General features: G+C 63.3%; 26 protein-coding genes. 16 read left to right on the top strand and 10 right to left on the bottom strand.

Features of this window, described 5'->3' with window-relative positions; all coding sequences use genetic code 11:
- On the bottom strand, nucleotides 1–669 hold the full coding sequence (locus ACN6NG_RS26710) for a DNA-3-methyladenine glycosylase (RefSeq protein WP_063422765.1): 669 nt from the start codon (nucleotides 667–669) through the stop codon (nucleotides 1–3).
- Nucleotides 670–923: 254 nt separating this feature from the next.
- Here ACN6NG_RS26710 and ACN6NG_RS26705 point away from each other — a divergent pair, with 254 nt between their 5' ends.
- The 13 genes from ACN6NG_RS26705 to ACN6NG_RS26645 all read left to right on the top strand — a co-directional run bounded on the left by ACN6NG_RS26705 (nucleotide 924) and on the right by ACN6NG_RS26645 (nucleotide 13,362).
- Nucleotides 924–2,195 carry a glutamate-5-semialdehyde dehydrogenase gene (locus tag ACN6NG_RS26705; RefSeq protein WP_016489368.1) on the top strand — a complete coding sequence of 424 codons (1,272 nt, stop codon included), beginning with the start codon at nucleotides 924–926 and terminating at the stop codon, nucleotides 2,193–2,195.
- Nucleotide 2,196: 1 nt separating this feature from the next.
- A complete protein-coding gene (gene nadD / locus ACN6NG_RS26700) occupies nucleotides 2,197–2,856 on the top strand; it encodes a nicotinate-nucleotide adenylyltransferase (protein WP_197864411.1) in 660 nt (219 codons plus the stop codon).
- 43 nt (nucleotides 2,857–2,899) lie between these two features.
- Nucleotides 2,900–3,331, top strand: coding sequence for a ribosome silencing factor (gene rsfS, locus ACN6NG_RS26695; RefSeq protein WP_016489366.1), 432 nt, complete (start codon nucleotides 2,900–2,902; stop codon nucleotides 3,329–3,331).
- A 9-nt stretch (nucleotides 3,332–3,340) separates the two neighbouring features.
- Nucleotides 3,341–3,808: a 23S rRNA (pseudouridine(1915)-N(3))-methyltransferase RlmH gene (rlmH, locus tag ACN6NG_RS26690; RefSeq protein ID WP_003249722.1), complete on the top strand. Its 468-nt coding sequence runs from the start codon at nucleotides 3,341–3,343 to the stop codon at nucleotides 3,806–3,808.
- 16 nt (nucleotides 3,809–3,824) lie between these two features.
- Nucleotides 3,825–5,714, top strand: coding sequence for a penicillin-binding protein 2 (gene mrdA, locus ACN6NG_RS26685; RefSeq protein WP_016501807.1), 1,890 nt, complete (start codon nucleotides 3,825–3,827; stop codon nucleotides 5,712–5,714).
- A gap of 38 nt (nucleotides 5,715–5,752) precedes the next feature.
- Nucleotides 5,753–6,856, top strand: a complete 1,104-nt coding sequence (gene rodA, locus ACN6NG_RS26680) for a rod shape-determining protein RodA (protein ID WP_049275595.1) — start codon at nucleotides 5,753–5,755, stop codon at nucleotides 6,854–6,856.
- 17 nt (nucleotides 6,857–6,873) lie between these two features.
- A complete protein-coding gene (mltB, locus tag ACN6NG_RS26675; RefSeq protein ID WP_063422768.1) occupies nucleotides 6,874–7,884 on the top strand; it encodes a lytic murein transglycosylase B in 1,011 nt (336 codons plus the stop codon).
- Nucleotides 7,884–8,885 carry a septal ring lytic transglycosylase RlpA family protein gene (locus ACN6NG_RS26670; RefSeq protein ID WP_016501805.1) on the top strand — a complete coding sequence of 334 codons (1,002 nt, stop codon included), beginning with the start codon at nucleotides 7,884–7,886 and terminating at the stop codon, nucleotides 8,883–8,885. The genes mltB and ACN6NG_RS26670 overlap by 1 nt, the downstream gene beginning before the upstream one ends.
- 272 nt (nucleotides 8,886–9,157) lie before the next feature.
- Nucleotides 9,158–10,318 (top strand): D-alanyl-D-alanine carboxypeptidase family protein, encoded by a 1,161-nt coding sequence (locus ACN6NG_RS26665; protein WP_016489361.1) that lies wholly within the window; start codon nucleotides 9,158–9,160, stop codon nucleotides 10,316–10,318.
- Nucleotides 10,319–10,391: 73 nt separating this feature from the next.
- Nucleotides 10,392–10,667: a DUF493 domain-containing protein gene (locus ACN6NG_RS26660; RefSeq protein ID WP_063422769.1), complete on the top strand. Its 276-nt coding sequence runs from the start codon at nucleotides 10,392–10,394 to the stop codon at nucleotides 10,665–10,667.
- Complete coding sequence (gene lipB / locus ACN6NG_RS26655) at nucleotides 10,667–11,314, top strand: lipoyl(octanoyl) transferase LipB (protein ID WP_063422770.1); 648 nt, start codon at nucleotides 10,667–10,669, stop codon at nucleotides 11,312–11,314. The genes ACN6NG_RS26660 and lipB overlap by 1 nt, the downstream gene beginning before the upstream one ends.
- A gap of 2 nt (nucleotides 11,315–11,316) precedes the next feature.
- Complete coding sequence (lipA, locus tag ACN6NG_RS26650) at nucleotides 11,317–12,333, top strand: lipoyl synthase (protein ID WP_016501803.1); 1,017 nt, start codon at nucleotides 11,317–11,319, stop codon at nucleotides 12,331–12,333.
- An 87-nt stretch (nucleotides 12,334–12,420) separates the two neighbouring features.
- A complete protein-coding gene (locus ACN6NG_RS26645) occupies nucleotides 12,421–13,362 on the top strand; it encodes a S66 peptidase family protein (protein WP_063422771.1) in 942 nt (313 codons plus the stop codon).
- Between the two features lie 118 nt (nucleotides 13,363–13,480).
- Here the strand turns inward: ACN6NG_RS26645 and ACN6NG_RS26640 are convergent, their stop codons facing one another.
- From ACN6NG_RS26640 to leuS, 5 genes are all read right to left on the bottom strand, one after another.
- Entirely contained in the window at nucleotides 13,481–14,797 is a 1,317-nt protein-coding gene (locus ACN6NG_RS26640) for a lytic murein transglycosylase (protein ID WP_049275591.1), read from the bottom strand.
- A 60-nt stretch (nucleotides 14,798–14,857) separates the two neighbouring features.
- Nucleotides 14,858–15,022: an alternative ribosome rescue factor ArfA gene (arfA, locus tag ACN6NG_RS26635; protein WP_016501800.1), complete on the bottom strand. Its 165-nt coding sequence runs from the start codon at nucleotides 15,020–15,022 to the stop codon at nucleotides 14,858–14,860.
- Between the two features lie 117 nt (nucleotides 15,023–15,139).
- A complete protein-coding gene (gene holA, locus ACN6NG_RS26630) occupies nucleotides 15,140–16,177 on the bottom strand; it encodes a DNA polymerase III subunit delta (RefSeq protein ID WP_063422772.1) in 1,038 nt (345 codons plus the stop codon).
- A gap of 39 nt (nucleotides 16,178–16,216) precedes the next feature.
- Complete coding sequence (locus tag ACN6NG_RS26625) at nucleotides 16,217–16,822, bottom strand: LPS-assembly lipoprotein LptE (RefSeq protein ID WP_197864387.1); 606 nt, start codon at nucleotides 16,820–16,822, stop codon at nucleotides 16,217–16,219.
- Between the two features lie 61 nt (nucleotides 16,823–16,883).
- Nucleotides 16,884–19,490, bottom strand: coding sequence for a leucine--tRNA ligase (gene leuS, locus ACN6NG_RS26620; RefSeq protein WP_049276284.1), 2,607 nt, complete (start codon nucleotides 19,488–19,490; stop codon nucleotides 16,884–16,886).
- A gap of 228 nt (nucleotides 19,491–19,718) precedes the next feature.
- On the opposite strand from leuS, the gene ACN6NG_RS26615 reads away from it, so the two are divergent.
- Both ACN6NG_RS26615 and ACN6NG_RS26610 read left to right on the top strand, forming a co-directional pair.
- A complete protein-coding gene (locus tag ACN6NG_RS26615) occupies nucleotides 19,719–20,033 on the top strand; it encodes a hypothetical protein (protein ID WP_063422775.1) in 315 nt (104 codons plus the stop codon).
- A gap of 135 nt (nucleotides 20,034–20,168) precedes the next feature.
- Nucleotides 20,169–20,930: a YdcF family protein gene (locus tag ACN6NG_RS26610; protein WP_059394413.1), complete on the top strand. Its 762-nt coding sequence runs from the start codon at nucleotides 20,169–20,171 to the stop codon at nucleotides 20,928–20,930.
- Nucleotides 20,931–21,059: 129 nt separating this feature from the next.
- On the opposite strand, the gene lnt is transcribed toward ACN6NG_RS26610, so the two are convergent.
- From lnt to ACN6NG_RS26590, 4 genes are read right to left on the bottom strand one after another with little or no spacing between them, the layout of a single operon-like run.
- Nucleotides 21,060–22,577 carry an apolipoprotein N-acyltransferase gene (gene lnt, locus ACN6NG_RS26605; RefSeq protein ID WP_063422776.1) on the bottom strand — a complete coding sequence of 506 codons (1,518 nt, stop codon included), beginning with the start codon at nucleotides 22,575–22,577 and terminating at the stop codon, nucleotides 21,060–21,062.
- Nucleotides 22,578–22,585: 8 nt separating this feature from the next.
- Nucleotides 22,586–23,425, bottom strand: a complete 840-nt coding sequence (locus ACN6NG_RS26600; RefSeq protein WP_016501793.1) for an HlyC/CorC family transporter — start codon at nucleotides 23,423–23,425, stop codon at nucleotides 22,586–22,588.
- 25 nt (nucleotides 23,426–23,450) lie between these two features.
- Nucleotides 23,451–23,924, bottom strand: a complete 474-nt coding sequence (ybeY, locus tag ACN6NG_RS26595) for an rRNA maturation RNase YbeY (RefSeq protein ID WP_063422777.1) — start codon at nucleotides 23,922–23,924, stop codon at nucleotides 23,451–23,453.
- A complete protein-coding gene (locus tag ACN6NG_RS26590) occupies nucleotides 23,917–24,915 on the bottom strand; it encodes a PhoH family protein (protein ID WP_016501791.1) in 999 nt (332 codons plus the stop codon). Before ACN6NG_RS26590 ends, ybeY begins: the two co-directional genes overlap by 8 nt.
- A 275-nt stretch (nucleotides 24,916–25,190) precedes the next feature.
- Between ACN6NG_RS26590 and ACN6NG_RS26585 the strand changes: the two genes are divergently transcribed.
- Nucleotides 25,191–25,517, top strand: coding sequence for a DUF1820 family protein (locus tag ACN6NG_RS26585; RefSeq protein ID WP_041167902.1), 327 nt, complete (start codon nucleotides 25,191–25,193; stop codon nucleotides 25,515–25,517).
- Nucleotides 25,518–25,520: the final 3 nt, after the last annotated feature.

Genomic DNA, 25,520 nt, shown 5'->3' with positions numbered 1-25,520 from the left:
TCAGCTTCCTTGTTCGAGAATGAAGAAGTCACGGCCTTCGACTTGGCCGCGACGTAACGGGTTCCGCGTGCAGAACCGGGCGTACTCGGCGTCGACGAAGCGGTAGGGCAGGTGCTCGTCGCGCCCGTGCGGGATGCCCAGCCTTGCGGTCTGGATCACCCTCGGTACGGCATTGCCGCAATCGTCCACGTACAGCCGCTCGGCGTCAAAGCGCTGGGCGTCCCAGTGGGGCACTTTCAGGCCCAGCGCCCGGCAGAGCAGGGTCTGGCCGGCGCACAGGCGCGCATCCGGGCGCAGCTTGCCGCTGGCGTCGGGGTTGTTCAGTTGCATCTGCGCCAGGCTGTTGGGCCCCGAGAGGGCGTCCTGCCAAGGGTAGGCAGACTTGATCAGCACTGCGTTACCCGGGCCTTGGGCGCTGAAGTTGAGCGAGTCGCCGCCGCGGGCGTAGTACATGTAGATGTGCCCGCCATCGAGGAACAATGCCTTGCGCTTTTCGGTGTAGCCGAGCGAGGCGTGGCTGCCCTTGTCAGTGAGGTAGTAGGCCTCGGTCTCAATGATGCGCGCAGCCAGCCACAGGTCGCCGTGGCGATGGCGGATTACCTTGCCCAGCAGTGCCTTGGCCACGGTCTGGGCATCACGGTTGAAAAAGCTGTCGGGCAGGGCTGGCATGCGGGCAGTTCGTGGCTGGGGAGGCGGGGATGATAACAATGAATGGCTTAATCTTGGCTGAACCTGTGGGGCGATTGATTGGTATCCATATGTTTCATTGGTAGCGGCTGTCAGGGGTTCGCCTTGATGTGTTTGGTGCCCGTGAAATCCGTGAGACGAACACCCATTTTCTACCATCCGCCACCCGCCGCTGGGCGTACACCTGCGCGGCAGTTATAATCAGCCGATTTCCCCTTCGCCAAGACACCGAACCCATGACTGAGTCCGTTCTTGACTACATGACCCGTTTGGGTCGCGCTGCCCGTGAGGCTTCCCGGGTGATCGGCCGTGCCAGCACCGCGCAGAAGAACCGCGCCCTGCAAGCCGCTGCCGATGCGCTGGATGCTGCCCGTGCCGAACTGACTGCCGCCAACGAGCTGGACCTGGCTGCCGGCCGCGCCAATGGCCTTGAGCCGGCGCTGCTCGACCGCCTGGCGCTGACCCCCGCGCGCATCGACGGCATGATCACCGGCCTGCGTCAGGTCGCCAGCCTGCCGGACCCGGTCGGTGCAATCCGCGACATGAGCTACCGCCCATCCGGTATTCAGGTCGGCAAGATGCGCGCACCGCTGGGGGTGATCGGGATCATCTACGAGTCGCGCCCGAACGTGACCATCGATGCCGCCAGCCTGTGCCTGAAGTCGGGTAACGCAACCATCCTGCGTGGCGGCTCCGAAGCCATCCATTCCAACCGCGCCATCGCCACCTGCATCCAGCGTGGCCTGGCCGCTGCCGGCCTGCCGGCCGCCGTGGTGCAGGTGGTCGAGACCACTGACCGCGAAGCCGTGGGTGCGCTGATCAGCATGCCGCAGTTTGTCGACGTCATCGTGCCGCGAGGCGGCCGTGGGCTGATCGAGCGCATCAGCCGCGATGCCCGCGTTCCGGTCATCAAGCACCTGGACGGCATCTGCCACATCTATGTCAGCCAGCATGCCGACCTGGACAAGGCCTGGAACGTTGCCTTCAACGCCAAGACCTACCGTTATGGCATCTGCGGCGCCATGGAAACCCTGCTGGTCGACCAGCAAGTGGCCGAGCGCTTCCTGCCGGAAATGGCCCGCCGCTTCCAGGAGAAGGGCGTGGAGCTGCGTGGCTGCGAGCGTACCCGCGCGCTGATCGAGGCCAAGCCGGCCACTGAAGACGACTGGCATACCGAGTACCTGGACGCGATCCTGTCGATCCGCGTCGTCGATGGCCTGGACCAGGCCATCGAGCACATCAACCACTATGGCTCGCACCACACCGACTCGATCATCAGCGAACACCAGGGTGAAGCACGCCAGTTCATGGCTGAGGTCGACTCGGCGTCGGTCATGCTCAACACCCCGACCTGCTTCGCCGACGGTTTCGAGTACGGGCTGGGTGCGGAAATCGGTATTTCCACCGACAAGCTGCATGCCCGTGGCCCGGTCGGCCTGGAAGGCCTGACCTGCGAGAAGTACGTAGTGATCGGCGACGGCCAGCTGCGCGGTCAGGAGTCCTGCTGAGTTGAGCAAGGCCCAGGCAGTCCGGCGCATCGGCATTCTAGGCGGCACCTTCGACCCCGTGCACATCGGCCACCTGCGCAGCGCGCTGGAAGTGGCCGAGTTCATGGGGCTGGACGAGCTGCGCCTGTTGCCCAACGCCCGGCCGCCGCACCGCGACACCCCGCAGGTGGCCGCGCAGGATCGCCTGGCCATGGTCCGCGAAGCGGTGCAGGGCGTTGCTTGCCTGAGCGTCGATGCCCGCGAGCTGGAACGGAACAAGCCGTCGTACACCATCGATACGCTGGAATCGATCCGCGCCGAACTGGCCGGCAACGACCAGTTGTTCCTGGTGCTGGGCTGGGATGCCTTCTGTGGCCTGCCTGGTTGGCACCGCTGGGAAGAATTGCTGCAACATTGTCACATCCTGGTGCTGCAACGCCCGGATGCCGACGTAGAACCCCCTGACGAGCTGCGCAACCTGCTGGCTGCGCGCTCGGAGAGCGATCCCGCCGCCATGTCCGGCCCGGCGGGAAATATTTCGTTCGTCTGGCAGACGCCGCTTGCGGTGTCGGCTACACAGATCCGACAGCTGCTGGCCAGCGGCAAATCGGTGAGGTTCCTGGTGCCGGACGCCGTACTGGCCTACATCGAGGCGCGCGAACTGTATCGTGCGCCTAACTGACGGTGCCTCTGGCGCCTCATCCAACGAGTTGAACGAGTTTTATATGAGCAAGCAGAAAACCAATGGCATCAGTGGCGAAGAACTGGTCAAACTGACCATTAGCGCTCTGGAAGACGTCAAAGCCCAGGACATCCAGGTTATCGACGTGCGCGAAAAGCACAGCCTGACCGACTACATGATCATTGCCACCGGTACCTCCAACCGCCAGATCAACGCGATGCTGGAAAAGGTCCGTGAAGCGGTCAAGAAACAAGGCGCGCAGCCGCTGGGCGAAGAAGGCAAGGGCGACAGCGACTGGGTGCTGCTGGACCTGAATGACGTCATCGTGCACATGATGACTGCCGCTGCCCGCCAGTTCTACGACCTGGAGCGTCTGTGGGCGGGTGCCGAGCAGAGCCGTGCTGCTGATGCCAAGCATCACAGCCCGGAAAACGCCAGCGCCTACTTCGATGACAAGATCAAAGACCGGGAATAAGGAAGCGTCGTGCGTCTGCGCCTGATCGCGGTCGGCTCGCGCATGCCGAAGTGGGTCGAGGAAGGCTGGCATGAATATGCCAAGCGCCTGCCCGCCGAGCTGTCGCTGGAGCTGGTGGAAATCCCGCTGAATACCCGTGGCAAGAATGCCGATGTCGCCCGCCTGATCCGTCAGGAGGGCGAAGCCATGCTAAGCAAGGTTCAGCCAGGGGAACGCATTGTCACCCTCGAGGTCCATGGCAAGCCCTGGAGCACCGAGCAGCTGGCGACCGAGCTGGACCGCTGGCGCCTGGATGCGCGCACGGTGAATTTGATGGTGGGCGGCCCGGAAGGCCTGGCGCCTGAGGTTTGCGCACGCGCCGAGCAACGCTGGTCGCTGTCGCCGCTGACCTTGCCGCACCCGTTGGTAAGGATACTCATCGGCGAGCAGATCTACCGCGCCTGGACCGTGTTGTCCGGGCACCCTTACCACAAATGAGCCTGTAAGCAGTCAGATGTCGCAGCCGATCCGCCTCAAGGACCACGAGAAAGACGCCCGCCTGGTGCGCAACCGCGTCGTGGTCGGCGCGGTGGCTATCGTGCTGCTTATTTGCGTGCTGATTGCGCGGTTGTACTACCTGCAGATCATCCAGTACGACTACCACTCGACGCTGTCGGAGAACAACCGGGTGCATGTGCAGCCGATCCCGCCGACCCGCGGGCTGATCTTCGACCGCAACGGGGTGATCGTTGCCGACAACCGGCCCAGCTTCAGCCTGTCGATGACCCGCGAACGTGCGGGAAACTGGCAGGAAGTGCTGGATACCATCGTCGAAGTGCTGGATTTGACGACCGACGACCGGGCCCTGTTCGAGAAGCGCATGCGCCAGGGCCGTCGGCCGTTCGAGCCGGTGCCGATCCTGTTCGAACTCAACGAAGAGCAGATCGCCCGGGTGGCGGTGAACCAGTTCCGCCTGCCAGGCGTGGAAGTGGTGGCCCAGCTGGTGCGGCATTACCCGCAGGGTGCGCATTTCGCCCACTCGGTGGGTTATGTGGGGCGCATCAACGAGAAAGAGCTGAAAACCCTCGACCCGGTGAACTACAGCGGCACCCACCATATCGGCAAGACCGGCATCGAGCGCTTCTACGAAGACGACCTGCACGGCCAGGTCGGCTACGAGGAAGTCGAGACCAACGCCCGAGGCCGCGTGCTGCGGGTGCTCAAGCGCACGGACCCGAAACCGGGCAAGGACATTGTGCTGAGCCTGGACATCAAGCTGCAGGAAGCCGCCGAGGCCGCCCTGGGTGGCCGGCGGGGCGCAGTGGTAGCACTCGACCCACGTACTGGCGAGGTGCTGGCGATGGTCAGCCAGCCAAGCTTCGACCCCAACCTGTTCGTCACCGGCATCAGCTTCAAGGCCTATGCCGAACTGCGCGACTCGATCGACCGGCCGCTGTTCAACCGCGTGCTGCGTGGCCTGTACCCGCCCGGTTCGACCATCAAGCCGGCGGTGGCCATCGCCGGCCTGGACAGTGGCGTGGTCAATGCCAGCAGCCGGGTGTTCGACCCGGGTTATTACCAACTGCCCAACTATGACCACAAGTACCGTAACTGGAACCGCTCCGGCGATGGCTGGGTCGACCTGGACACCGCGATCATGCGTTCCAACGACACCTACTTCTACGACCTTGCGCACAAGATGGGCATCGATCGGCTGTCCAGCTACATGAACAGATTCGGCATCGGCCAGCGGGTTTCCCTCGACATGTTCGAGGAGTCTGCCGGGTTGATGCCGTCGCGCGAATGGAAGCGTGCCACCCGCCGCCAGGCCTGGTTCCCTGGTGAAACCCTGATTCTCGGTATTGGCCAGGGCTACATGCAGGCCACGCCGCTGCAGCTGGCCCAAGCCACTGCGCTGATCGCCAACAAGGGCGTGTGGAACCGCCCGCACCTGGCCAAGACCATCGAAGGCCAGCAGCCTGTGGACGAAAACCCCATGGAAAACATCGTGCTGCGTGACAAGTCCGACTGGGCCAAGGTCACCCATGGCATGGAGCAGGTAATGCACGGCGCCCGCGGTACTGCGCGCAAGGCTGCCGCCGGCGCCCAGTACCGCATTGCCGGCAAGAGCGGTACCGCCCAGGTGGTGGCGATCAAGCAAGGCGAGAAGTACGACCGCAACAAGCTTCAGGAGCGCCACCGCGACCACGCCTTGTTCGTCGCCTTTGCCCCGGCCGAAGCCCCGAAAATCGTGGTATCGGTGATGGTCGAGAACGGTGAGTCCGGCTCGGGCGTGGCTGCGCCCGTGGTACGCCAGATCATGGACGCCTGGCTGCTCGACGAAAATGGCCGGCTCAAGCCCGAGTTCGCGCCTGCCACCGTTACCCAGGAATCAGCCCTGTGATGAACAATTTCGATCGCATGCTCTCCAGTGAGGATGTGATGCGTCGGCGCGCCAGCTTTCTGCAGCGCATCCATGTCGACGGCCCCTTGCTGATCATTCTGCTCACCCTTGCGGCCGGCAGCCTGTTCGTCCTTTATTCGGCCAGTGGCAAGAACTGGGACCTGCTGCTCAAGCAGGCCACCTCGTTCGGCATCGGCCTGGTGTCGATGTTCGTCATCGCCCAGCTGGAGCCGCGCTTCATGGCGCGCTGGGTGCCGCTGGCGTACCTGACCGGGGTGCTGTTGCTGGTGGTGGTGGACGTGATGGGCCACAACGCCATGGGCGCCACGCGCTGGATCAACATTCCCGGCGTGATTCGCTTCCAGCCCTCGGAATTCATGAAGATCATCATGCCGGCGACCATCGCCTGGTACCTGTCCAAGCGCACCTTGCCGCCCCACTTGAAGCACGTGGCGATCAGCCTGGTGCTGATCGGCGTTCCGTTCATCCTGATCGTGCGCCAGCCCGACCTGGGCACGGCGCTGCTGATTCTCGCCTCCGGCGCCTTCGTGCTGTTCATGGGTGGACTGCGTTGGCGCTGGATCCTCAGTGTGCTGACGGCGGCGGTGCCGGTGGCGGTGGCGATGTGGTTTTTCGTCATGCACGACTATCAGAAGCAGCGGGTATTGACCTTCCTCGACCCGGAAAGCGACCCGCTGGGCACGGGCTGGAACATCATCCAGTCCAAGGCGGCGATCGGCTCGGGCGGGGTGTTCGGCAAGGGCTGGCTGCTCGGCACCCAGTCGCACCTGGATTTTCTGCCGGAAAGCCACACCGACTTCATCATCGCCGTACTGGGCGAGGAGTTCGGCCTGGTCGGTATCTGCCTGCTGCTGATTGTCTACCTGCTGCTGATCGGCCGTGGCCTGATGATCACCGCCCAGGCGCAGACCCTGTTTGGCAAGCTGCTCGCGGGCAGCCTGACCATGACCTTCTTTGTATACGTGTTCGTCAATATCGGGATGGTCAGCGGCCTCCTGCCCGTGGTGGGCGTGCCGCTACCCTTCATCAGCTATGGCGGAACATCGTTGGTGACGCTGCTTTCAGCGTTTGGCGTTCTGATGTCGATCCACACGCACCGCAAATGGATCGCACAGGTTTGAATAAGGTGAAGAATTTCATGCAAGCAGTGCGTAACTGGGCTGCCCGTTGTGCGCCGTGGATCGGCGCGGTGGGCCTGTTCGGCGCTGTACAGCTGGCCCATGCCGGCGATTACCAAGGCTCACCGCAGGTGGCCGAGTTTGTTGGCGAAATGAGCCGCGACTATGGTTTTGCCCCTGAGCAGCTGATGGGCGTGTTCCGTGAAGTGCAGCGCAAGCAGTCGATCCTCGACGCCATCTCGCGCCCGGCCGAAAAGGTCAAGCCGTGGAAGGACTACCGGCCGATGTTCCTCACCGACGCGCGCATTGCCCGTGGTGTGGACTTCTGGCGCCAGCACGAGGCCGTGCTGGCCCGTGCCGAGCAGGAATACGGCGTGCCGGCGCAGTACATTGTTTCGATCATCGGTGTGGAAACGTTCTTTGGCCGCAACACCGGCAACTACCGGGTGATCGACGCGCTGTCGACGCTGGGCTTCGACTACCCGCCGCGGGCCGAGTTTTTCCGTAAGGAACTGCGCGAGTTCCTGCTGCTGGCCCGTGATGAACAGCTCGACCCGCTGACGCTCAAAGGCTCCTACGCCGGGGCCATGGGCCTGCCGCAGTTCATGCCGAGCAGTTTTCGCAACTACGCGGTGGACTTCGACGGCGATGGCCACATCAATATCTGGAATAACCCGGACGATGCCATCGGCAGCGTCGCCAGCTACTTCAAGCGCCATGGCTGGGTGGCGGGCGGAGGCGTGGTCAGCCGCGCCTGGGTGGACGGTGCACGTGCCGACCAAGGCCTGACCACCGGCATCGAGCCGGTGAAGACGGTAGGGGAGTTGCGCGCGCTTGGCTGGTCGGTTCATGATTCGCTGCGCGATGATCTGCCGGTTACTGCCTTCCGCCTTGAGGGCGACAATGGCCCCGAGTACTGGGTGGGCCTGAAGAACTTCTACGCGATCACTCGCTATAACCGCAGCGTGATGTATGCCATGGCGGTGCATCAGCTTGCGCAACAGCTGGTTCAAGCACGGGGCGTCAAGTAATGCGCGCAATCATTTCTGCCAATTCCTTCAAGCTGTTGACCTGCCTCGCCGTTGGCGTGGTGCTGGCCAGCTGTTCATCCAGCCGCCCGCCCCAGCAAAGCAGTGGCAACGTCGTGCGGGCCCAGCCGGGGCTGGACATCAACCGGGCCCACAAGGACGGCGCGCCTTGGTGGGATGTGGATGTGAACAAGATCCCCGATGCCACGCCGACCGTGCACACCGGTAACTACAAGGCCAACCCCTACACGGTGCTGGGCAAGACTTATTACCCGATGCAGGACTCGCGCAATTACCGCGCCGAGGGCACCGCGTCGTGGTACGGCACCAAGTTCCACGGCCAGAACACCGCCAACGGCGAGCTGTACGACCTGTATGGCATGAGCGCGGCGCACAAGACCCTGCCGCTGCCGGCCTACGTGCGGGTGACCAACCTTGCCAACGGCCGGAGCGTGATCCTGCGGGTGAATGACCGTGGCCCGTTCTATTCGGACCGCATCATCGACCTGTCCTACGCGGCGGCGAAAAAGCTCGGCTATGCCGAGACCGGCACCGCGCATGTGCGTGTCGAGGGTATCGACCCGCAGCAGTGGTGGGCCCAGCGTGGCCAGACGCCGCCGATGGTGCTGAAAGAGCCGCAGGTGGCCCAGACCCAGGCGATCCCGGCCACTACCGGGCGTGTTGAGCAATGGACCCCGCCGGCCCAGCAGCATGCAGCGCCGGTAGTGCCGGTGCAGGTCGGGGGCAACAACGTACCTGGCGGCAATGGCGGCAGCTTCCTGCAGGTGGGCGCCTTCGCCAACCCGGACGCCGCCGAACTGCTGCGCTCCAAGCTCAGCACCATGGTCAGCGCACCGGTGTTCATCAGCTCGATCGTGCGTAACCAGCAGACCCTGCACCGCGTGCGCCTGGGGCCGATTGGCAGCCAGGGCGAGATCCAGCAAGCACAAGACAGCATCCGCCTGGCGAACTTGGGGCAGGCCAAGCTGGTCACAGCAGACTGACCGCGTCGTCTTCTTCGCGGGCACGCCCGCTCCCACAGGGGTATGCGACACCCTGTGGGAGCGGGCGTGCCCGCGAAGAAGGCAACACCAAACTGTCGGTTTTGTCATGAATTGCCGGGCGCGGCCATGTACAATGACGGCTTTTGCCCGCAGCGACATAAAGCCGCACATGCGCGGGCCAGGCCAACGGCCATAAAACTAGACTGACTGGCGCTGGGCACACGATCTTGCCCAGGGAACATCTCAGACCATTAGCGATTTTCGAGAGACGGATGAACATCACCAACCTTGCCAAACGACTTTGCCTGCCTGTACTGCTGATGATCACGCCTGCCGCCTTCGCGGCAGAGCAGATGACGCCGGCGCCACCGCAACTGGCAGCCAAGTCCTACGTACTCATGGACGCGTCCAGCGGCAACGTGCTGGTCGAGAACAACGGTGACGAGCGTCTGCCGCCAGCCAGCCTGACCAAGCTGATGACCGCCTACATCGCCACCCTGGACATCCGCCGCGGCCAGATCGGTGAGAACGACCCGGTTACCGTCAGCGAAAACGCCTGGCGTACCGGCGGTTCGCGCATGTTCATCAAGGTCGGCAGCCAGGTGACTGTCAGCGACCTGCTGCACGGCATCATCATCCAGTCCGGTAACGACGCCTCGGTCGCCCTGGCCGAGCACATCGCCGGCAGCGAAGATGCCTTTGCCGACATGATGAACAAGACGGCTGCCGACCTGGGCATGAGCAACAGCCACTTCATGAACCCGACCGGTCTGCCGAACCCGGAGCACTACTCGTCGGCTCACGACATGGCTACCCTGGCCCGTGCGATCATCACCGTCGACCCGGCCCACTACGCCATTTACTCGCAGAAAGAGTTCTTCTGGAACAACATCAAGCAGCCTAACCGCAACCTGCTGCTGTGGCGTGACAAGACCGTCGATGGCCTGAAAACCGGTCACACCGACGAAGCCGGCTACTGCATGGTGGCTTCGGCCGTTCGTGATGGCCAGCGCCTGATCGCCGTGGTGTTCGGCACCAACAGCGAGCAGTCCCGTGCTGCCGAGACCCAGAAGCTGCTGACCTACGGCTTCCGCTTCTTCGAAACCCAGACCTTCTACCAGAAGGGCACCGAGCTGACCCAGGCCCCGGTCTGGAAGGGCGCCACCAGCCAGATCAAGGCTGGCCTGGCTGACGACCTGACCATGACTATGCCTAAAGGCCAATTGAAGCGCCTGCAGGCTTCGATGACCATGAACCCGCAGCTTACCGCGCCAATCGCCAAAGGTGACGTGATCGGCAAAGTGGAAGTCAAACTGGACGAGAAAGTGGTTCACAGCGCCGACCTGATCGCCCTCGATGGCGTCGAGGAAGGTGGTTTCTTCCGCCGTATGTGGGATAGCATCCGTCTATTCTTCTTCGGGTTGTTCAACTGATACGTGACCTGCATGCCCCCGCGTAGCTCGCGGGGGCGTTGTTGTTGCCACGGCTTACGAGGCCGTTTCCGCCATGACCGAACCAGACGTCAAGTCGCACAAGATCGAATTCCCTTGCGCTGATTACCCGATCAAGGTGATCGGCGATACCGTTGTCCATTTCAAGGACACGGTCGTCGAGATCTTGAAGAAATATGCTGAGGTCGACATGAAGACCTTGGCTGAGCGCCAGAGCAAGGAAGGCAAGTACACCACCGTGCAATTGCACATCGTTGCCACCAGCGAAGACCAGTTGCACGACATCAATAGCGCCCTGCGCGCTACCGGCATCGTGAAAATGGTGCTCTGATGTCCGCCTGTCTCGGTTTTCGCGAGCTTGGCCTGCAGCCCTACGAACCGGTGCTGGATGCCATGCGTCGCTTTACCGAGCAGCGCAGCCCGGACAGCCAGGATGAAATCTGGCTGGTCGAGCACCCCGCAGTCTTCACCCAGGGCCAGGCCGGCAAGGCCGAGCACCTGCTGGTGCCGGGTGACATCCCGGTGGTGCAGACCGACCGCGGTGGCCAGGTGACCTACCATGGCCCCGGTCAGCAGGTGGCCTACCTGCTGCTGGACGTGCGCCGGCTGGGCTTTGGCGTACGCGAGTTGGTCAGCCGTATCGAACAGGCCCTGATCGGCCTGCTCGCCAGTTACGACGTGCAGGCATCGGCCAAGCCCGATGCCCCGGGCGTCTATGTCGACGGAGCGAAGATCGCCTCCCTCGGCCTGCGAATTCGCAACGGCCGTTCGTTCCACGGCCTTGCCCTGAACGTGGACATGGACCTTGCGCCATTCCGCCGAATCAACCCCTGCGGCTATGCGGGGCTGGCCATGACCCAGCTGCGCGATCTGGCAGGTCCGATCGAACTCGACGAGGTCAGGACAAGGCTGCGCGGACAGCTGGTCAAGCACCTCGACTACGCTGAGCAGACGACCCTCACGGGCGGAATCGACTGAATATGACAACTGTGCAAGAAGCCGTGCCGAACCTGATACCTACCCTGGATGCCACCCCGCGCCAAGCGCCGAAAAAGGTGGAAGCCGGGGTCAAACTGCGTGGTGCCGACAAAGTCGCGCGCATCCCGGTAAAGATCATCCCGACCGATGAGCTGCCGAAAAAGCCTGACTGGATCCGCGTGCGTATCCCGGTTTCGCCCGAGGTAGACCGCATCAAGCAACTGCTGCGCAAGCACAAGCTGCACAGCGTGTGCGAAGAGGCCTCCTGCCCGAACCTGGGTGAGTGCTTCTCTGGTGGCACCGCCACCTTCATGATCATGGGTGACATCTGCACCCGTCGTTGCCCGTTCTGTGACGTTGGCCACGGCCGACCGAAACCGCTGGACCTGGACGAGCCAAAAAACCTGGCGGTCGCCATTGCCGACCTGCGCCTGAAGTACGTGGTGATCACCTCGGTGGACCGCGACGACCTGCGTGATGGCGGCGCCCAGCACTTTGCCGACTGCATCCGCGAAATTCGCGCGCTGTCGCCGGGTGTGCAGCTGGAAACCCTGGTGCCGGACTACCGTGGCCGCATGGACGTTGCGTTGGCGATCACTGCGCAAGAGCCGCCAGATGTGTTCAACCACAACCTCGAGACCGTGCCGCGCCTGTACAAGGCCGCGCGCCCGGGTTCCGATTACGACTGGTCGCTGGACCTGCTGCAGAAGTTCAAGCAGATGGTGCCGCACGTACCGACCAAGTCGGGCCTGATGCTCGGCCTGGGCGAGACTGACGAAGAAGTGATCGAGGTGATGCACCGCATGCGTGAGCATGAAATCGACATGCTCACCCTCGGCCAGTACTTGCAGCCATCGCGTAGCCACCTGCCGGTGCAACGTTTCGTTCACCCGGACACCTTCGCCTGGTTCGCCGAGGAAGGTTACAAGATGGGCTTCAAGAACGTCGCCTCCGGCCCGCTGGTGCGTTCTTCGTATCACGCTGACCAGCAAGCTCACGAAGCCAAGATCAAGCTCTGAGCCAAAAGCAGAGCTACGTATGCCGATGCACGCCGAAAGGCGGCATCGGCATTTTTATTTGTGCCACCTGCGCTGCAAGGAGCCGCGATGAATTGCGCCGAAACCTTCCAACCCAGCCTGCCAGCTGCGCTGCCGGCTAACGCCTGTTTTGCCATTGTCGCGCCGGCGGGCGCGGCGCGGCTGGATACGCACAAGGTCAGCAAGTGGTTCGTTGACCGCGGCTACCGTTGCCGTATCTACCCGGGTGCCCTGCAGGCGCAGGGTTATCTGGCAGGGCCGGACCAACAGCGTCTGCAAGACCTGCACGATGCCTTTGCCGACCCGGGCATCGACGCCATCCTGTGCATGCGCGGGGGCTATGGCAGCATGCGTTTGCTCGATCAGCTCGACTTCGAGCTCATTCGCCGCAACCCTAAACCGTTGATCGGCTACAGCGACATTACCGCACTGCACACTGCGATCTACCGGCATTGCGGCGGGCTGGTTACCTTCCACGGGGGGATGCTGAATGCCGATCTGCTGGGGGCCAAGTTGCCGCCGACCGAATCGTCGTTGTTGGCACAGTTGGGTGGGCTTGTGCGGGGCGGCGAGCAGATCGCGCACCCGGCGGACTATGCCTTGACCACGGTGTTGCCGGGTGTGGCCAGCGGGCCGCTGCTGGGCGGTAACCTGTCGATGCTGGGGGCGACCATGGGGACGCTTGCCGAGCTGGATACTGAGGGCTGCATCCTGTTCATCGAGGACGTCAACGAGCCGTTGTACCGGGTGGACCGGCTGCTGACCCAGTTACGCCTGGCGGGTAAGCTGGAGGGGATCAAGGGTGTGCTGGTAGGGGATTTTGCCGGGATCACCCCGGCGGCGTTGGCGCCGTTGCTGGAGGATACCTTCGCGCCCCTGGGTGTGCCGGTGCTGGCGGGGTGGCGCAGTGGGCATTGCGACCCGAATGTGTGCTTGCCGCTGGGGGCTCGGGTCAGGCTGGACAGTGATCGGCAGAGCCTGGTGCTGGAGCAGAGCCTGTTCAAGGTTTGAGATTGTCGGGGCTGCTTTGCAGCCCATCGCGGCACAAGGCCGCTCCTACAAGAGAATGCGATCCTCTTGTGGGAGCGGCCTTGTGTCGCGAAAGGGGCGCAACGCGCCCCCGGCAATCTCACGGCTGACGCAGGCTCTCAAGCAGCTTGTGGGTCGGGTAGCCATCTGCTGGCCACCCCAGCCCCTGCTGGGCGGTGCGAATGGCCTTGCGCGTATTGGCGCCGATGATGCCATCGGCATTGCCGGCCTCGTGCCCACGGCTGTTCAGCAAGTTCTGCAGCTCCATGCGCTCGCTGCGGCTCAATGGCAGGTCTTCTTTCGGCCAGCTGCCGGCAATGAAGCCCCAACCACTGAAGCGATCCCCCAGCAGGCTCACCGCCAAGGCATAGGACGACGAGTTGTTGTACTTGAGGATTGCGCGGAAGTTGTCCAGCACCAAAAACGCCGGGCCACGTGCGCCCGCTGGCAGCAGCAGGGCGGCTGACAGCTGGTTGCTGTTGGCGGGCAACTGCGTGCCTGCAGGCAGTGTCACACCCATCGCCAGCCACTCGCTGACCGGTTTGCGCAGCGCGCCATCGGCTTGCCAGAAATCGAAGCCAGCTGGCACTTGTACCTCGAAGCCCCATGGCTGACCACGCTTCCAGCCCGAGCTTTGCAGGTAATGCGCCGTCGAGGCCAGGGCATCCGGCGTACTGTTCCAGATGTCGCGGCGGCCATCACCGTCGAAGTCCACGGCATGGGTGTTGTAGGTGGTCGGGATGAACTGGGTCTGGCCCATGGCGCCGGCCCACGAACCACGCATGGCTTCAGGCTGGATGTCGCCATGCTGGATAATTTGCAGCGCGGCGATCAGCTGGTCCTGGGCGAACTGCGGGCGACGGCCCTCATAGGCCAGCGTGGCCAGCGAGCGAATCACGGACTTGTTGCCCTGGAACTGGCCAAAGTTGCTTTCCATGCCCCACACGGCGACCAGCACCTGGCGGTCGACGCCATAGCGTTGCTCGAGGCGGGTCAGCAGCTCGGCGTTCTGCTCCAGCAGCCTCTTGCCATTGCGCACGCGCAGAGGCGACAGGGCGCCTTCGAGGTATTCCCATACCGGGCGGGTGAACTCTGGCTGGCTGCGGTCAGCCTTGATCACGTCCATGTCTGGGGTGACGCCGAGGAAGGCGCTGTCGAACGTGCTCGGCGAGATGCCGGCTTGCAGGGCTTGCTGGCGGAAGCCTGCCTGCCATTGGGCGAAGGTTTGCAGAGGCTGGATTTCAGTGCTGACGTCAGGCGTTGTGCCGGGCACAGTCACCACTGGAGCGGGTTGGGCAGGGGCCAGCGGCAGTGCGTCGGCAGCGGTGGGTTTTTCCGCGCAGGCCACGAGCAGGATGAAGCTGGAGGCCGCGATCAGCTGGCGGGTTTCCCAACGGGGGAGAAGACGGAAGAGCATGCACAGATCCAGAATTGCAGGTCAGGTGACGACCATACCATGCCTGCGCTTGCGATGCTTTCATGCTGCCAAAAAGTAGGAAGCCTCCCAATCTCTCGATTGGAAGGCTTCGCGGCGGTAGCTGCCTTTGCCCTTGTCCGGTTGTTCCTGGCGGCAGCGGAACAGGGGTTGGGCGACGATGGACTTGGCCTTGTTGGGGCCGTGCTTTTTCGGCTTTTTGCTCATGGCGGGGTTCCCGGGTTGGGTGGGTTTCGGGGCGCACTGTAGGGCTTGGTGCGGGGTGGGGCCAATTGATTGTGTTTATGGTCAGGATCCCGGGCATAGCTCCCACAGTGGCCCTGGTTACTCGGGGGGGAGGGTAAGGCGCTGACCCGCCATCAACAGCGACAAGCGCGCAAGCCCCGTCCAAGGGGAGCCCTCGGCCTGGCCCTTGATCTGCGCATCGATACGCTGGGCATCCTGCAACAACTGCCCCCAGCGCTGCGCCGACAGGCGCTGCAGGGCTTTGCTGACCAGCGGCCGGCGTTTGTCCCAGATCGGCGGGCGGGCCTGGCTAAAGGCCTTGTCCAGCGGCACCCCTTGGCTGAACTGTTGGGCCAGCCCAGCCAGTTGGCGCAGCTCGCGGGCCAGAGCCCAGAGGATCACGGGCGGCTCCACGCCTTCACCACGCAAGCCTTCGAGCATGCGCAGGGCATGCGCCGCTTCGCCGTTGAGAATGGCATCGACCAGGCCGAAGACATCGAAGCGGGCGCTGTCGGCGACTGCTGCCTGCACGGTTTCCACGGTGATCTGGTTGCCGTCGGCAAGCAGCTTGAGCTTTTCGATTTCCTGCGCGGCGGCCAGCAGGTTGCCTTCCACGCGCGCAGCGATCAGGTCGACAGCGTCACGTTGCGCCGACAGGCCGGCTTGCTGCAGCCGCTGGTTGATCCACTGTGGCAGCTGGTGCACATCCACCGGCCAGATCTGGATGAACTGGCAGTGGGCACCTTCGATCAGCGCCTTGCCCCATTTGGTCTTCTGCGCGCTGCCGTCGAGCTTGGGCAGGCTGACCAGCAGCACGGTGTCTTCGGCGGGCCTGGCGCAGTATTCCATCAATGCGGCGGCGCCCTTGTCACCAGGCTTGCCCGAGGGCAGGCGCAGTTCCAGCAGGCGGCGCTGGGCGAACAGCGACAGGCTGGCGCCAGCCTGGAGCAGGGTGCCCCAGTCGAAGTTGGCGTCGGCACTGAATACCTGACGTTCGTCGAAACCTTGCTGACGTGCCGCGTTGCGGATGGCGTCAGCGGCTTCCTGGCACAGCAGCGGGTCGTCGCCGCTGACCACGTAGACCGGGGCCAGGGCGCCTTGCAGGTGCTTGTTGAGTTGGGCGGGGGCGAGTTTCATGGGAAACAGGCGGGGCACCCGAGGGTGCCCCACGCGGGCTTAGTTGCCCGGCACTTCCAGTGGCGACTGCTGCGGCGTTTCGGCCTGCTGACGGCGGGCGGCCTCCAGCGCGTCGGCTTCGGCCTTGGCGCGTTCGTCGGCTTTACGCTGCAGCTCGTCCAGCTGGGACGGGCTCAGCATCTGCAGGCGCACGACCATGGCGTTGACCAGGTCGCGGCGCATTTCTTCACGGGCGCGGTTGGCTTCCTGCTCGGAGCCGGTGATGTTCGAGCCGTCACGCACGTAGATCTTGCGCACTTCCAGCTTGTCGCTCAGCAGTTCCAGGTTGTTCAGGCCCTGGATGCTGTAGTTCAGCTCCGTGGTCAGCTCGTACTCGGCGGTACGGTTGCCGCTGTTGTAGGTTGCCGAACGCTCGCGCTCCTGCTCGTTGGTCAACACCAGGCGGTAAGGTGCGCCGGCATGCACGTTGACACCGCTACGCTCCAGTACCTCTCGGAGCTGGACCACGGTCGGGCCGTAGGCATTGCGTGCGCTGACGTCCATTTCCTTCACACTCAGCTCGGTGGAGCCGGTGCCGCGCAGCTGGAAACCGCAGGCGCTGAGCATGACCGCCAGGCCTATTACCAGCAAATTGCGTTTGATCATGTTGTTGCTCCCTTGTGGGCCTGTACCGCCCACCCGCAGCCACTGCGGGTGGGCGTTTTCATCAGTTGGCGACGATGTTGACCAGCTTGCCCGGTACCACGATGACCTTGCGGATGGTGAGGCCATCGATGAAGCGCAGGACATTTTCGTTGCTGCGGGCGGCGGCTTCGACTTCTTCGCGGCTGGCCGCGGCAGGCATCTCGACCTGGCCGCGCAGTTTACCGTTGACCTGAACCACCAGGGTAACGGTGTCCTGCACCAGTGCCTGCTCATCGACGCTCGGCCAGGCGGCATCGATCACCGACCCTGCGTGGCCCAGGTGCTGCCAAAGCGCGTGGGAGATGTGCGGGGTGATCGGCGACAGCAGCAGGGTGACGGCTTCCAGGCCTTCGTGCAGCAGGGCTCGGTCCTGCTCGCTGGCTTGCGGGGCCTTTTCCAGCACGTTCATCACGGTCATCACCTGGGCAATGGCGGTGTTGAACTTGTGGAACTGGCCTACATCGTTGCTGGCCTGCTTGATGGCGGCGTGGATGGCGCGGCGGATGACTTTTTGCGCGTCGTCCAGGGCGGCGACATCCAGCTTGCCCGGCAGACCCTGGCTGACGTGAGCCTGGGCCAGGCGCCAGACACGGCGCAGGAAGCGGCTGGCACCTTCGACGCCAGAGTCGGACCATTCCAGGCTCATGTCGGGCGGCGAGGCGAACATCATGAACAGGCGGCAGGTGTCGGCGCCGTAGGCTTCGATCATCGATTGCGGGTCGACGCCGTTGTTTTTCGACTTCGACATCTTCTCGGTGCCGCCGATTTCCACCGGCAGGCCGTCGGTCTTCAGGCGGGCGCCGATGATCTTGGCCTTGGCATCGCGCTCGATTTCGACATCGGCCGGGTTGAACCAGTCCTTGCCGCCATTGCTGGCCACGCGGTAGTAGGTTTCGGCGACCACCATGCCCTGGGTCAGCAGGTTCTTGAATGGCTCGTTCGAAGTGACCAGGCCCTCGTCGCGCATCAGCTTGTGGAAGAAGCGCGCGTACAGCAGGTGCAGGATCGCGTGTTCGATACCACCGATGTACTGGTCGACAGGCAGCCAGTGGTTGGCGGCTTTCGGGTCGACCAGGCCCTTGTCGTAATTAGGCGAGGCGTAGCGGGCGAAGTACCAGGACGACTCGACGAAGGTGTCCATGGTGTCGGTTTCGCGCTTGGCCGCAGTGCCGCATTTCGGGCAGGTGCATTCGTAGAATTCAGGCATGCGCGCCAGTGGCGAGCCGGCGCCGTCCGGTACCACGTTCTCCGGCAGGGTGACCGGCAGCTGGTCTTCCGGCACCGGTACGTCGCCGCAGGACGGGCAGTGGATGATCGGAATCGGGCAGCCCCAGTAGCGTTGGCGGCTGATACCCCAGTCGCGCAGGCGGAACTGGGTACGCGACTTGCCGAGGTCCTTGCGGATCAGGGCGGTTTCGATGGCGTCGAACGCGCCGGCGAAGTCCAGGCCATCGAACTCGCCGGAGTTGATCAGCTGGCCGTGCTCGTTGTAGGCAGCCAGCCATTCGTTGCCGACGTCATCGCCTTCGCTGGTGCGTACCACTGCCTTGACCGGCAGGTTGTATTTGCGGGCGAACTCGAAGTCGCGCTCGTCGTGGGCCGGCACGGCCATCACGGCGCCATCGCCGTAGTGCATCAGCACATAGTTGGCGACCCATACCGGCAGCTTCTCGCCAGTCAGCGGGTGCTCGACCAGCAGGGAAGTGGCCATGCCCTTCTTCTCCTGGGTGGCCATGTCGGCTTCGGCAACGCTGCCGCTCTTGCACTCGTCGATGAACGCCTGCAGCGCCGGGTTGCCTTGGGCGGCCTGGGTGGCCAGCGGGTGCTCGGCGGCGACGGCGACGTAGGTCGCGCCCATCAGCGTGTCCGGGCGGGTAGTGAAGACCTTCAGGGTGCCTTCGTGGCCGATGCTGGCCTGGTCGTACGGGAACTGTACTTCCATGCCGCGCGACTTGCCGATCCAGTTGCGCTGCATGGTCTTGACCTGCTCAGGCCAGCCCGGCAGCTCGTCGAGGCTTTCCAGCAGCTCGTCGGCGTAGTCGGTGATGCGGAAGTAGTACATCGGGATTTCGCGCTTCTCGATCAGCGCGCCCGAACGCCAGCCACGGCCGTCGATGACCTGCTCGTTGGCCAGTACGGTCTGGTCAGCCGGGTCCCAGTTCACGGTACCGTTCTTGCGGTAGATGATGCCTTTCTCGAACAGGCGGGTGAACAGCCACTGCTCCCAACGGTAGTAGTCGGGTTTGCAGGTGGTCACTTCACGTGCCCAGTCGATGGCAAGGCCCAGGCTCTTGAGCTGGGTCTTCATGTAGTCGATGTTTTCGTAGGTCCACTTGGCCGGGGCGACGTTGTTTTTCATCGCCGCGTTTTCCGCAGGCATGCCGAAAGCGTCCCAGCCCATCGGCTGCAGGACGTTCTTGCCCAGCATGCGCTGGTAGCGGGCAATCACGTCGCCGATGGTGTAGTTGCGCACGTGGCCCATGTGTAGCTTGCCGCTCGGGTACGGGAACATCGATAGGCAATAGTAGGTGTCTTTGCCTGGCTGTTCGGTAACAGCGAACGATTGTTGCTCGTCCCAGAAGTTCTGGGCGGCGGCTTCGATATCACGGGGCGTGTATTGTTCGTGCATGGCTACTTTTGGCTGAGAGAGAAGAGACCTTGTTCCAGGCAGCGGAACCTCGCTGCAACCGGTACTCCGGTGTCGTTTAGAGTGAACGCCGTAGCATACAGCAGCGTTGCGCATCGTGGGAAACCTTCGTTGCGAATGCCCGCTGGTCGCGGCAGGCGGCTGCTTTTCATTGCGCCGCTAAGCTCAGGTGTGGGGGGAGATATTCTTTATCTTCAATGAGGTGAACGGATGGGAGAGACGCAGCTACCCGCAATCAAGCCGGAGCTTTACGAACGTCTGATCGACCGGCTTGGCCTGGCGCTGGAAACCGCCAGGACCTCGGTGCGATTGCGCGACGAGATGCCGGCCGAGCTGGAATTGCGCGGCCTGAGCCACGCAGAGTTCGAAGTGATCAAGGCCTACCTGGAATCGCTCCCGGTGCGCCAGAGTGCCTGTGCCGGCAGTTACCCACAAGCGGAGCCGACATCGGCCAAGATCATCTGGCTCAAGGACAAGAAACGCCCCGCCAATACGGCGAGATCCAGGACGCTGCCACATCGCTAGCCGTTCAGGATGCCAGCCGCAGGCCATCGCGCGCCGGTTCTTCAATATCACACAGCTCACGATTGGCGCCGGTCGCACTCTTGTTGACCGGCGCCGATCCTTTTAGGCTGCACCCCTGCCAAGGAGGTGTGGCCGATGCCGATCCGATTCTTCATCAAACAATGGCTGATGCCGCCGGGCATCCTGTTGCTGCTGTTGCTTGCGGCGTGGTGGCTGCGTGCACGGCGGCCACGGCTAGCGGCGCTGTGCTTTGCCATGGGGCTTGGTGGCCTGTGGCTGATGAGCCTGCCGCTGGTAGTGCAGGAAACCGCCCGTGTGCTGGAAAGCGAGCCGCCGTTGGCCGTGAGCGACTGGGCCGGCCTGGCGAGCCGGGCGGATGCGATCGTGGTGCTGGGGGCCGGACGTGAGCGGGGCGACCCGGCCTGGGGCGGTAGCGACCAGCCCACGGCCACGGCGCTGGAGCGCATGCGCTTTGCCGCGCGGCTGGCCAAGGCCTCAGGTTTGCCGGTGCTGACCAGTGGTGGGCTGCACTATGGCACGCCGCCGAGCGAGGCGCGGTTGATGGCTGATCGGCTGCAGGAGGACTTTGCGGTCGAGGTGAAGTGGCGCGAAGAGGCTAGCCGCACGACCTGGGAAAATGCCCAGCTCACGGCCAAGGTGCTGCAACCGTTGGGCATTCGTCGCGTAGTGGTGGTGACCCAGGCCTGGCACATGCAGCGCTCGCGCTGGAGCTTTGAACAGGCGGGGTTCGAGGTGGTGCCGGCGCCGGTGGGGTTCCTGGGGGGCGATCATGCGCGGCCGTTTGCCGGGTTGCTGCCGGAGAGCCGGGCGATGTGGCAGAGCGGGCAGTTGCTCAATGAAGTGGTGGGGTTGGTGGGGTATCGGGTCTTTTATTGAACATTGTGCTGCCTGTGCCGGCCTCTTCGCGGGCTTGCCCGCTCCCACAGAATTAGCGCAGCCTTCGAGGCGTGTGCAGTTCCTGTGGGAGCGGGCAAGCCCGCGAAGAGGCCGGCGCAGGTAGCATCATCAGACGGTTTTGGCTATGCGTCCCGCCAGCAAAGCCCAGCCCAGCAGCAATGCACAGACAATCGCCAGCGGCCACGAGCGCCATTTCAGATAAGGCGTCAATTGCTGCATCGGCACCACTTCACCATACAGCACCGCCTGCTCGAACTGCGGCACCTGCGTGGTAATGCGGCCAAACGGGTCGATAAGGGCCGTCACGCCGTTGTTGGTGGCGCGGATCATCCAGCGGCCGGCTTCCAGGGCGCGCATCTGTGCCATCTGCAAGTGCTGCAAGGGGCCGATCGATTTGCCGAACCAGGTGTCGTTGCTGATGGTCAGCAGCAGGTCGCTGCGTGCGGCCAGGCCTGCGGCAAACTCGGGGTAGACCACTTCGTAGCAGATGTACGGCGCAATCTGATAGCCCTTGGCCTGCAGCAGCGGCTGATCTTCCGGCCCGCGGGCGAAGTCGGACATGGGCAGGTTGAAGAACTCGATCATCCCTCGCAGCATGTCCTGCAGCGGCACGTATTCACCAAACGGCACCAGTTTCTGCTTGAGGTAGGTGCCATCGCCTTCACCGGTGACGGTGATGCCGTTGTAGTAGCGGCGCTGATGATGCACCACTTCACGCACCGGCACGCCGGTGATCAGTGCCGAATGCCTCTCGGCAGCGAAGCGCCCCATCACGTCGATGTAGCCCTGTGCCTGGTCCTTGAGCACCGGCACTGCGGTTTCTGGCCAGATCAGCAGGTCCACAGGTTTGGAGCTGAAGCTCAGGTCACGGTACAGCGCCAGTTGCGCGTCGATGTGCGCCGGGTCCCATTTCAGGTCCTGCTCGACGTTGCCTTGAATGGCTGCCACTTTCAGCGGGTCACCTGCCGGTTTGGTCCAGGCATGGCCCTTGAGCGCCAGGCCCAGTACCCACGGGGCCAGCAACAGCAAGCAGGCCACGGCAAGGAACGAGGGACGGGCGCGCAGGCGGTGCAGGTTGCACAGCAGGGCCGCAGTGAGCGCCAGGGTGAAGGAAACCAGCCATACGCCGCCCAGTGGTGCCAGCCCGGCCAATGGGCCATCCAGCTGGCTGTAGCCGGCATAAAGCCAAGGGAAACCGGTCAGGAACCAGCCGCGGAAGGCCTCTTGCAGCAGCCAAAGGGCGGCGAAGCACAAGGCGTCGGCCAGTGGCGCTTCATTGCGCCTCAGCCAGCGTGCCCACAGCCAGGTGGGCAGGGCAAAGAACCAGGCCAGGGCGGCGAAGAACGCCAATAGCAGCAGGATCGCCAGCAGCGGCGAGGCGCCGCCGTAGGTGTTCATGCTGACGTAGATCCACCAGGTGCCGGCGCCATACAGGCCGAAACCGAACCACCAGCCCCGCCACATGGCCTGGCGCGGGGTGAGCTCGCGCAGGCCAAGGTAGAGCACGGCGATGGACAATATGGCCAGCGGCCAGATGTCGAACGGCGCCAGGGCCAGAAGGGTGGAAGCACCGGCCGCCAGGGCCAGCAGGTTACCGGGCCAGCCGGGGCGGGTGATCCAACGCATGTTTGTCCTTAACGGGTGATCGGGGTCAGGCGCAGCAAGTGTATCCGCCGGCTGTCGGCGTTGAGAATACGGAACTTGTAGGACCCGATCTCGGTGGTTTCGTTGCGCTTGGGCAGGTGGCCAAAGGCGCTCATCACCAGCCCGCCAACCGTGTCGAACTCGTCATCGGAGAACTGGCTGTCGAAGAACTCGTTGAAGTTCTCGATCGGGGTAAGCGCCTTGACCAGGAAGTCACCGCTTGGCAGCGGCTTGATGTAGCTGTCTTCCTCGACGTCGTGCTCGTCTTCGATGTCGCCGACAATCTGTTCCAGCACGTCTTCGATAGTCACCAGGCCTGCCACGCCGCCATATTCGTCGATGACGATGGCCATGTGGTTATGGTTGGCGCGGAACTCGCGCAGCAACACGTTCAGGCGCTTGGACTCGGGCACGAAGGTGGCCGGGCGCAGCAGGTCCTTGATATTGAAGCTGTCGCCGTTCTCCTTGAGGATCAGCGGCAGCAGGTCTTTGGCAAGCAGGATCCCGAGCACATCGTCGTGGCTTTCGCCGATCACCGGGTAGCGCGAGTGCGCGGCGTCTATCACCGCTGGCAGAAACTCGCGAGGCGACTGGCCGGCCTTGATGCTGTTCATCTGCGAGCGCGGCACCATGATGTCGCGCACCTGCAGGTCGGCGACCTGGATGGCGCCTTCGACGATGGTCAGCGCTTCGCTGTCCAGCAGTTTGTTCTGATGGGCTTCGCGCAGCAGCTCAAGGAGCTCCTGGCGGTTTTTCGGCTCATGGGCAAAAGCCTGGGTCAGTTTGCCCAGCCAGGACTTTTGCCCGTTGCTCGATCGATCTTCGCTCATGGCGGTTCTCGTGATCCTTCGTGTTTCAGTGTGTGATTGAGTCGGTTTCATCGTCGGCATACGGGTCGGGGTGACCCAGTTCTGCCAGCAATTCCCGTTCCAGGCTTTCCATTTCTTCGGCTTCCTCATCATCGATGTGGTCGTAGCCGAGCAGGTGCAGGCAACCGTGAATGACCAGGTGCGCCCAGTGGGCTTCGAGCGACTTGCCTTGTTCGGCGGCTTCGCGCTCGACCACCTGAACGCAGATCACCAGGTCCCCCAGCAGCGGAATATCGAGCAGTTCGTCGGGCACATCGGCCGGGAACGACAGCACATTGGTCGCGTAGTCTTTGTGCCGGTAGGTATGGTTCAGCTCACGGCCTTCGGCTTCGTCGACCAGGCGAATGGTCATTTCCGAGTCGGCGCTGCGCTGGCGCAGGGCCAGCTCGCACCAGCGGCGGAAGGCGACGTCATCCGGGGCGGCAGCGTCCGTGGCCCGTTGGATATCAAGTTCAAGCATCTTTGCCGGGCGCCTCGGGCTTGGCCTGGCGGGCTTCGAAGCGGTCGTAGGCTTCGACAATACGCTGCACCAGTGGGTGACGAACCACATCTTTGGGTTGGAAGTGGGTAAAACTGATGCCCGGAACGTCCTTCAGCACCTCGATGACGTGTGCCAGGCCCGACTTGGTGCCACGTGGCAGGTCGACCTGGGTGATGTCGCCGGTAATCACCGCGGTGGAGCCGAAACCGATGCGGGTGAGGAACATTTTCATCTGTTCCAGCGTGGTGTTCTGGCTTTCGTCGAGGATGATGAAGCTGTTGTTCAGGGTACGGCCACGCATGTAGGCCAGCGGGGCGATCTCGATCACCTGGCGCTCGATCAGCTTGGCAACGTGTTCGAAGCCGAGCATTTCGTACAGGGCGTCGTACAGCGGGCGCAGGTACGGGTCGATCTTCTGTGCCAGGTCACCTGGCAGGAAACCAAGCTTTTCGCCTGCCTCGACCGCAGGGCGCACCAGCAGGATACGGCGCACCTGTTCGCGCTCCAGCGCATCCACGGCGCAGGCCACGGCAAGGTAGGTCTTGCCGGTACCGGCCGGGCCGACGCCGAAGTTGATGTCGTTGGCCAGTATTTCCTTCACGTAGCGCTGCTGGTTGAGCCCGCGCGGTCGGATGTTGCCCTTGCGCGTACGCAGCGACACGCTGACCTCGTTGACGGCCGGGTTGTCGATGTTTTCGACAGCCGACTCCTGCAGGTACAGGTGCACGGTTTCCGGCGACAGGTCGGTGGCCTTGGTCTCGCGGTAGAGACGGCGCAGCAACTGTTCGGCCGCAGAGGTGGTCTTGGGTTCGCCGATCAGTTCGAACTGATTGCCGCGGTTGCGGATTTCGATGGCCAGGCGCTGTTCGATCAGGCGCAAGTGCTCGTCGAACTGCCCGCACAAGTTGGCGAAACGGTGGGCCTCGAAGGGCTCGAGGATGAAACGATGGGGTTCTATGGGTGCGTTCAAGGTCGTTTTTAGCCGCTCGACGGCAATGGGTGTGAACTCAAGAATAACCCTTGAATGCCAGTGGCGAAAGCACTGAAACGTTCAACGGTATGTACTGCCTGTTCTGGCCCTATCGCCGGCAAGCCAGCTCCGACAGGTACTGCACAGGCCTCAGGCTTGCCCAGTACCTGTGGGAGCTGGCTTGCCGGCGATGAGGCCGGTGCAGCAGGCGCAGATCTGCAGACCTGTCTGCTATGATGCGCCCCTTTTCTTACGCATGTGTTATCCCGCCAAACATGAGCAAACGCGAACCTGCCATCTATAAAGTGATCTTCCTCAACCAGGGGCAGGTCTTCGAGATGTATGCCAAGCAGATCTACCAGAGCGACCTGTGGGGCTTCCTGGAAATCGAGGAGTTCGTGTTCGGCGAGCGCTCGCAACTGGTGGTGGATCCGAGCGAGGAGAAGCTGAAGAACCAGTTCGAGGGCGTGATCCGCAGTTTCGTCCCGATGCACTCGATCGTGCGCATCGACGAAGTGGAGCGGCTGGGCACGGCAAAGATCAGCGAAGCCAAGGGCGGCGGCAATGTGATGCCGTTCCCGATGCCAATGCCGGAAAAGTAACCG

The sequence above is a fragment of the Pseudomonas sp. TSO6 genome (genome assembly GCF_056098905.1).
Note: the sequence above shows the minus strand (reverse complement) of the source record. Positions and strands in the feature narration are given on the sequence as shown.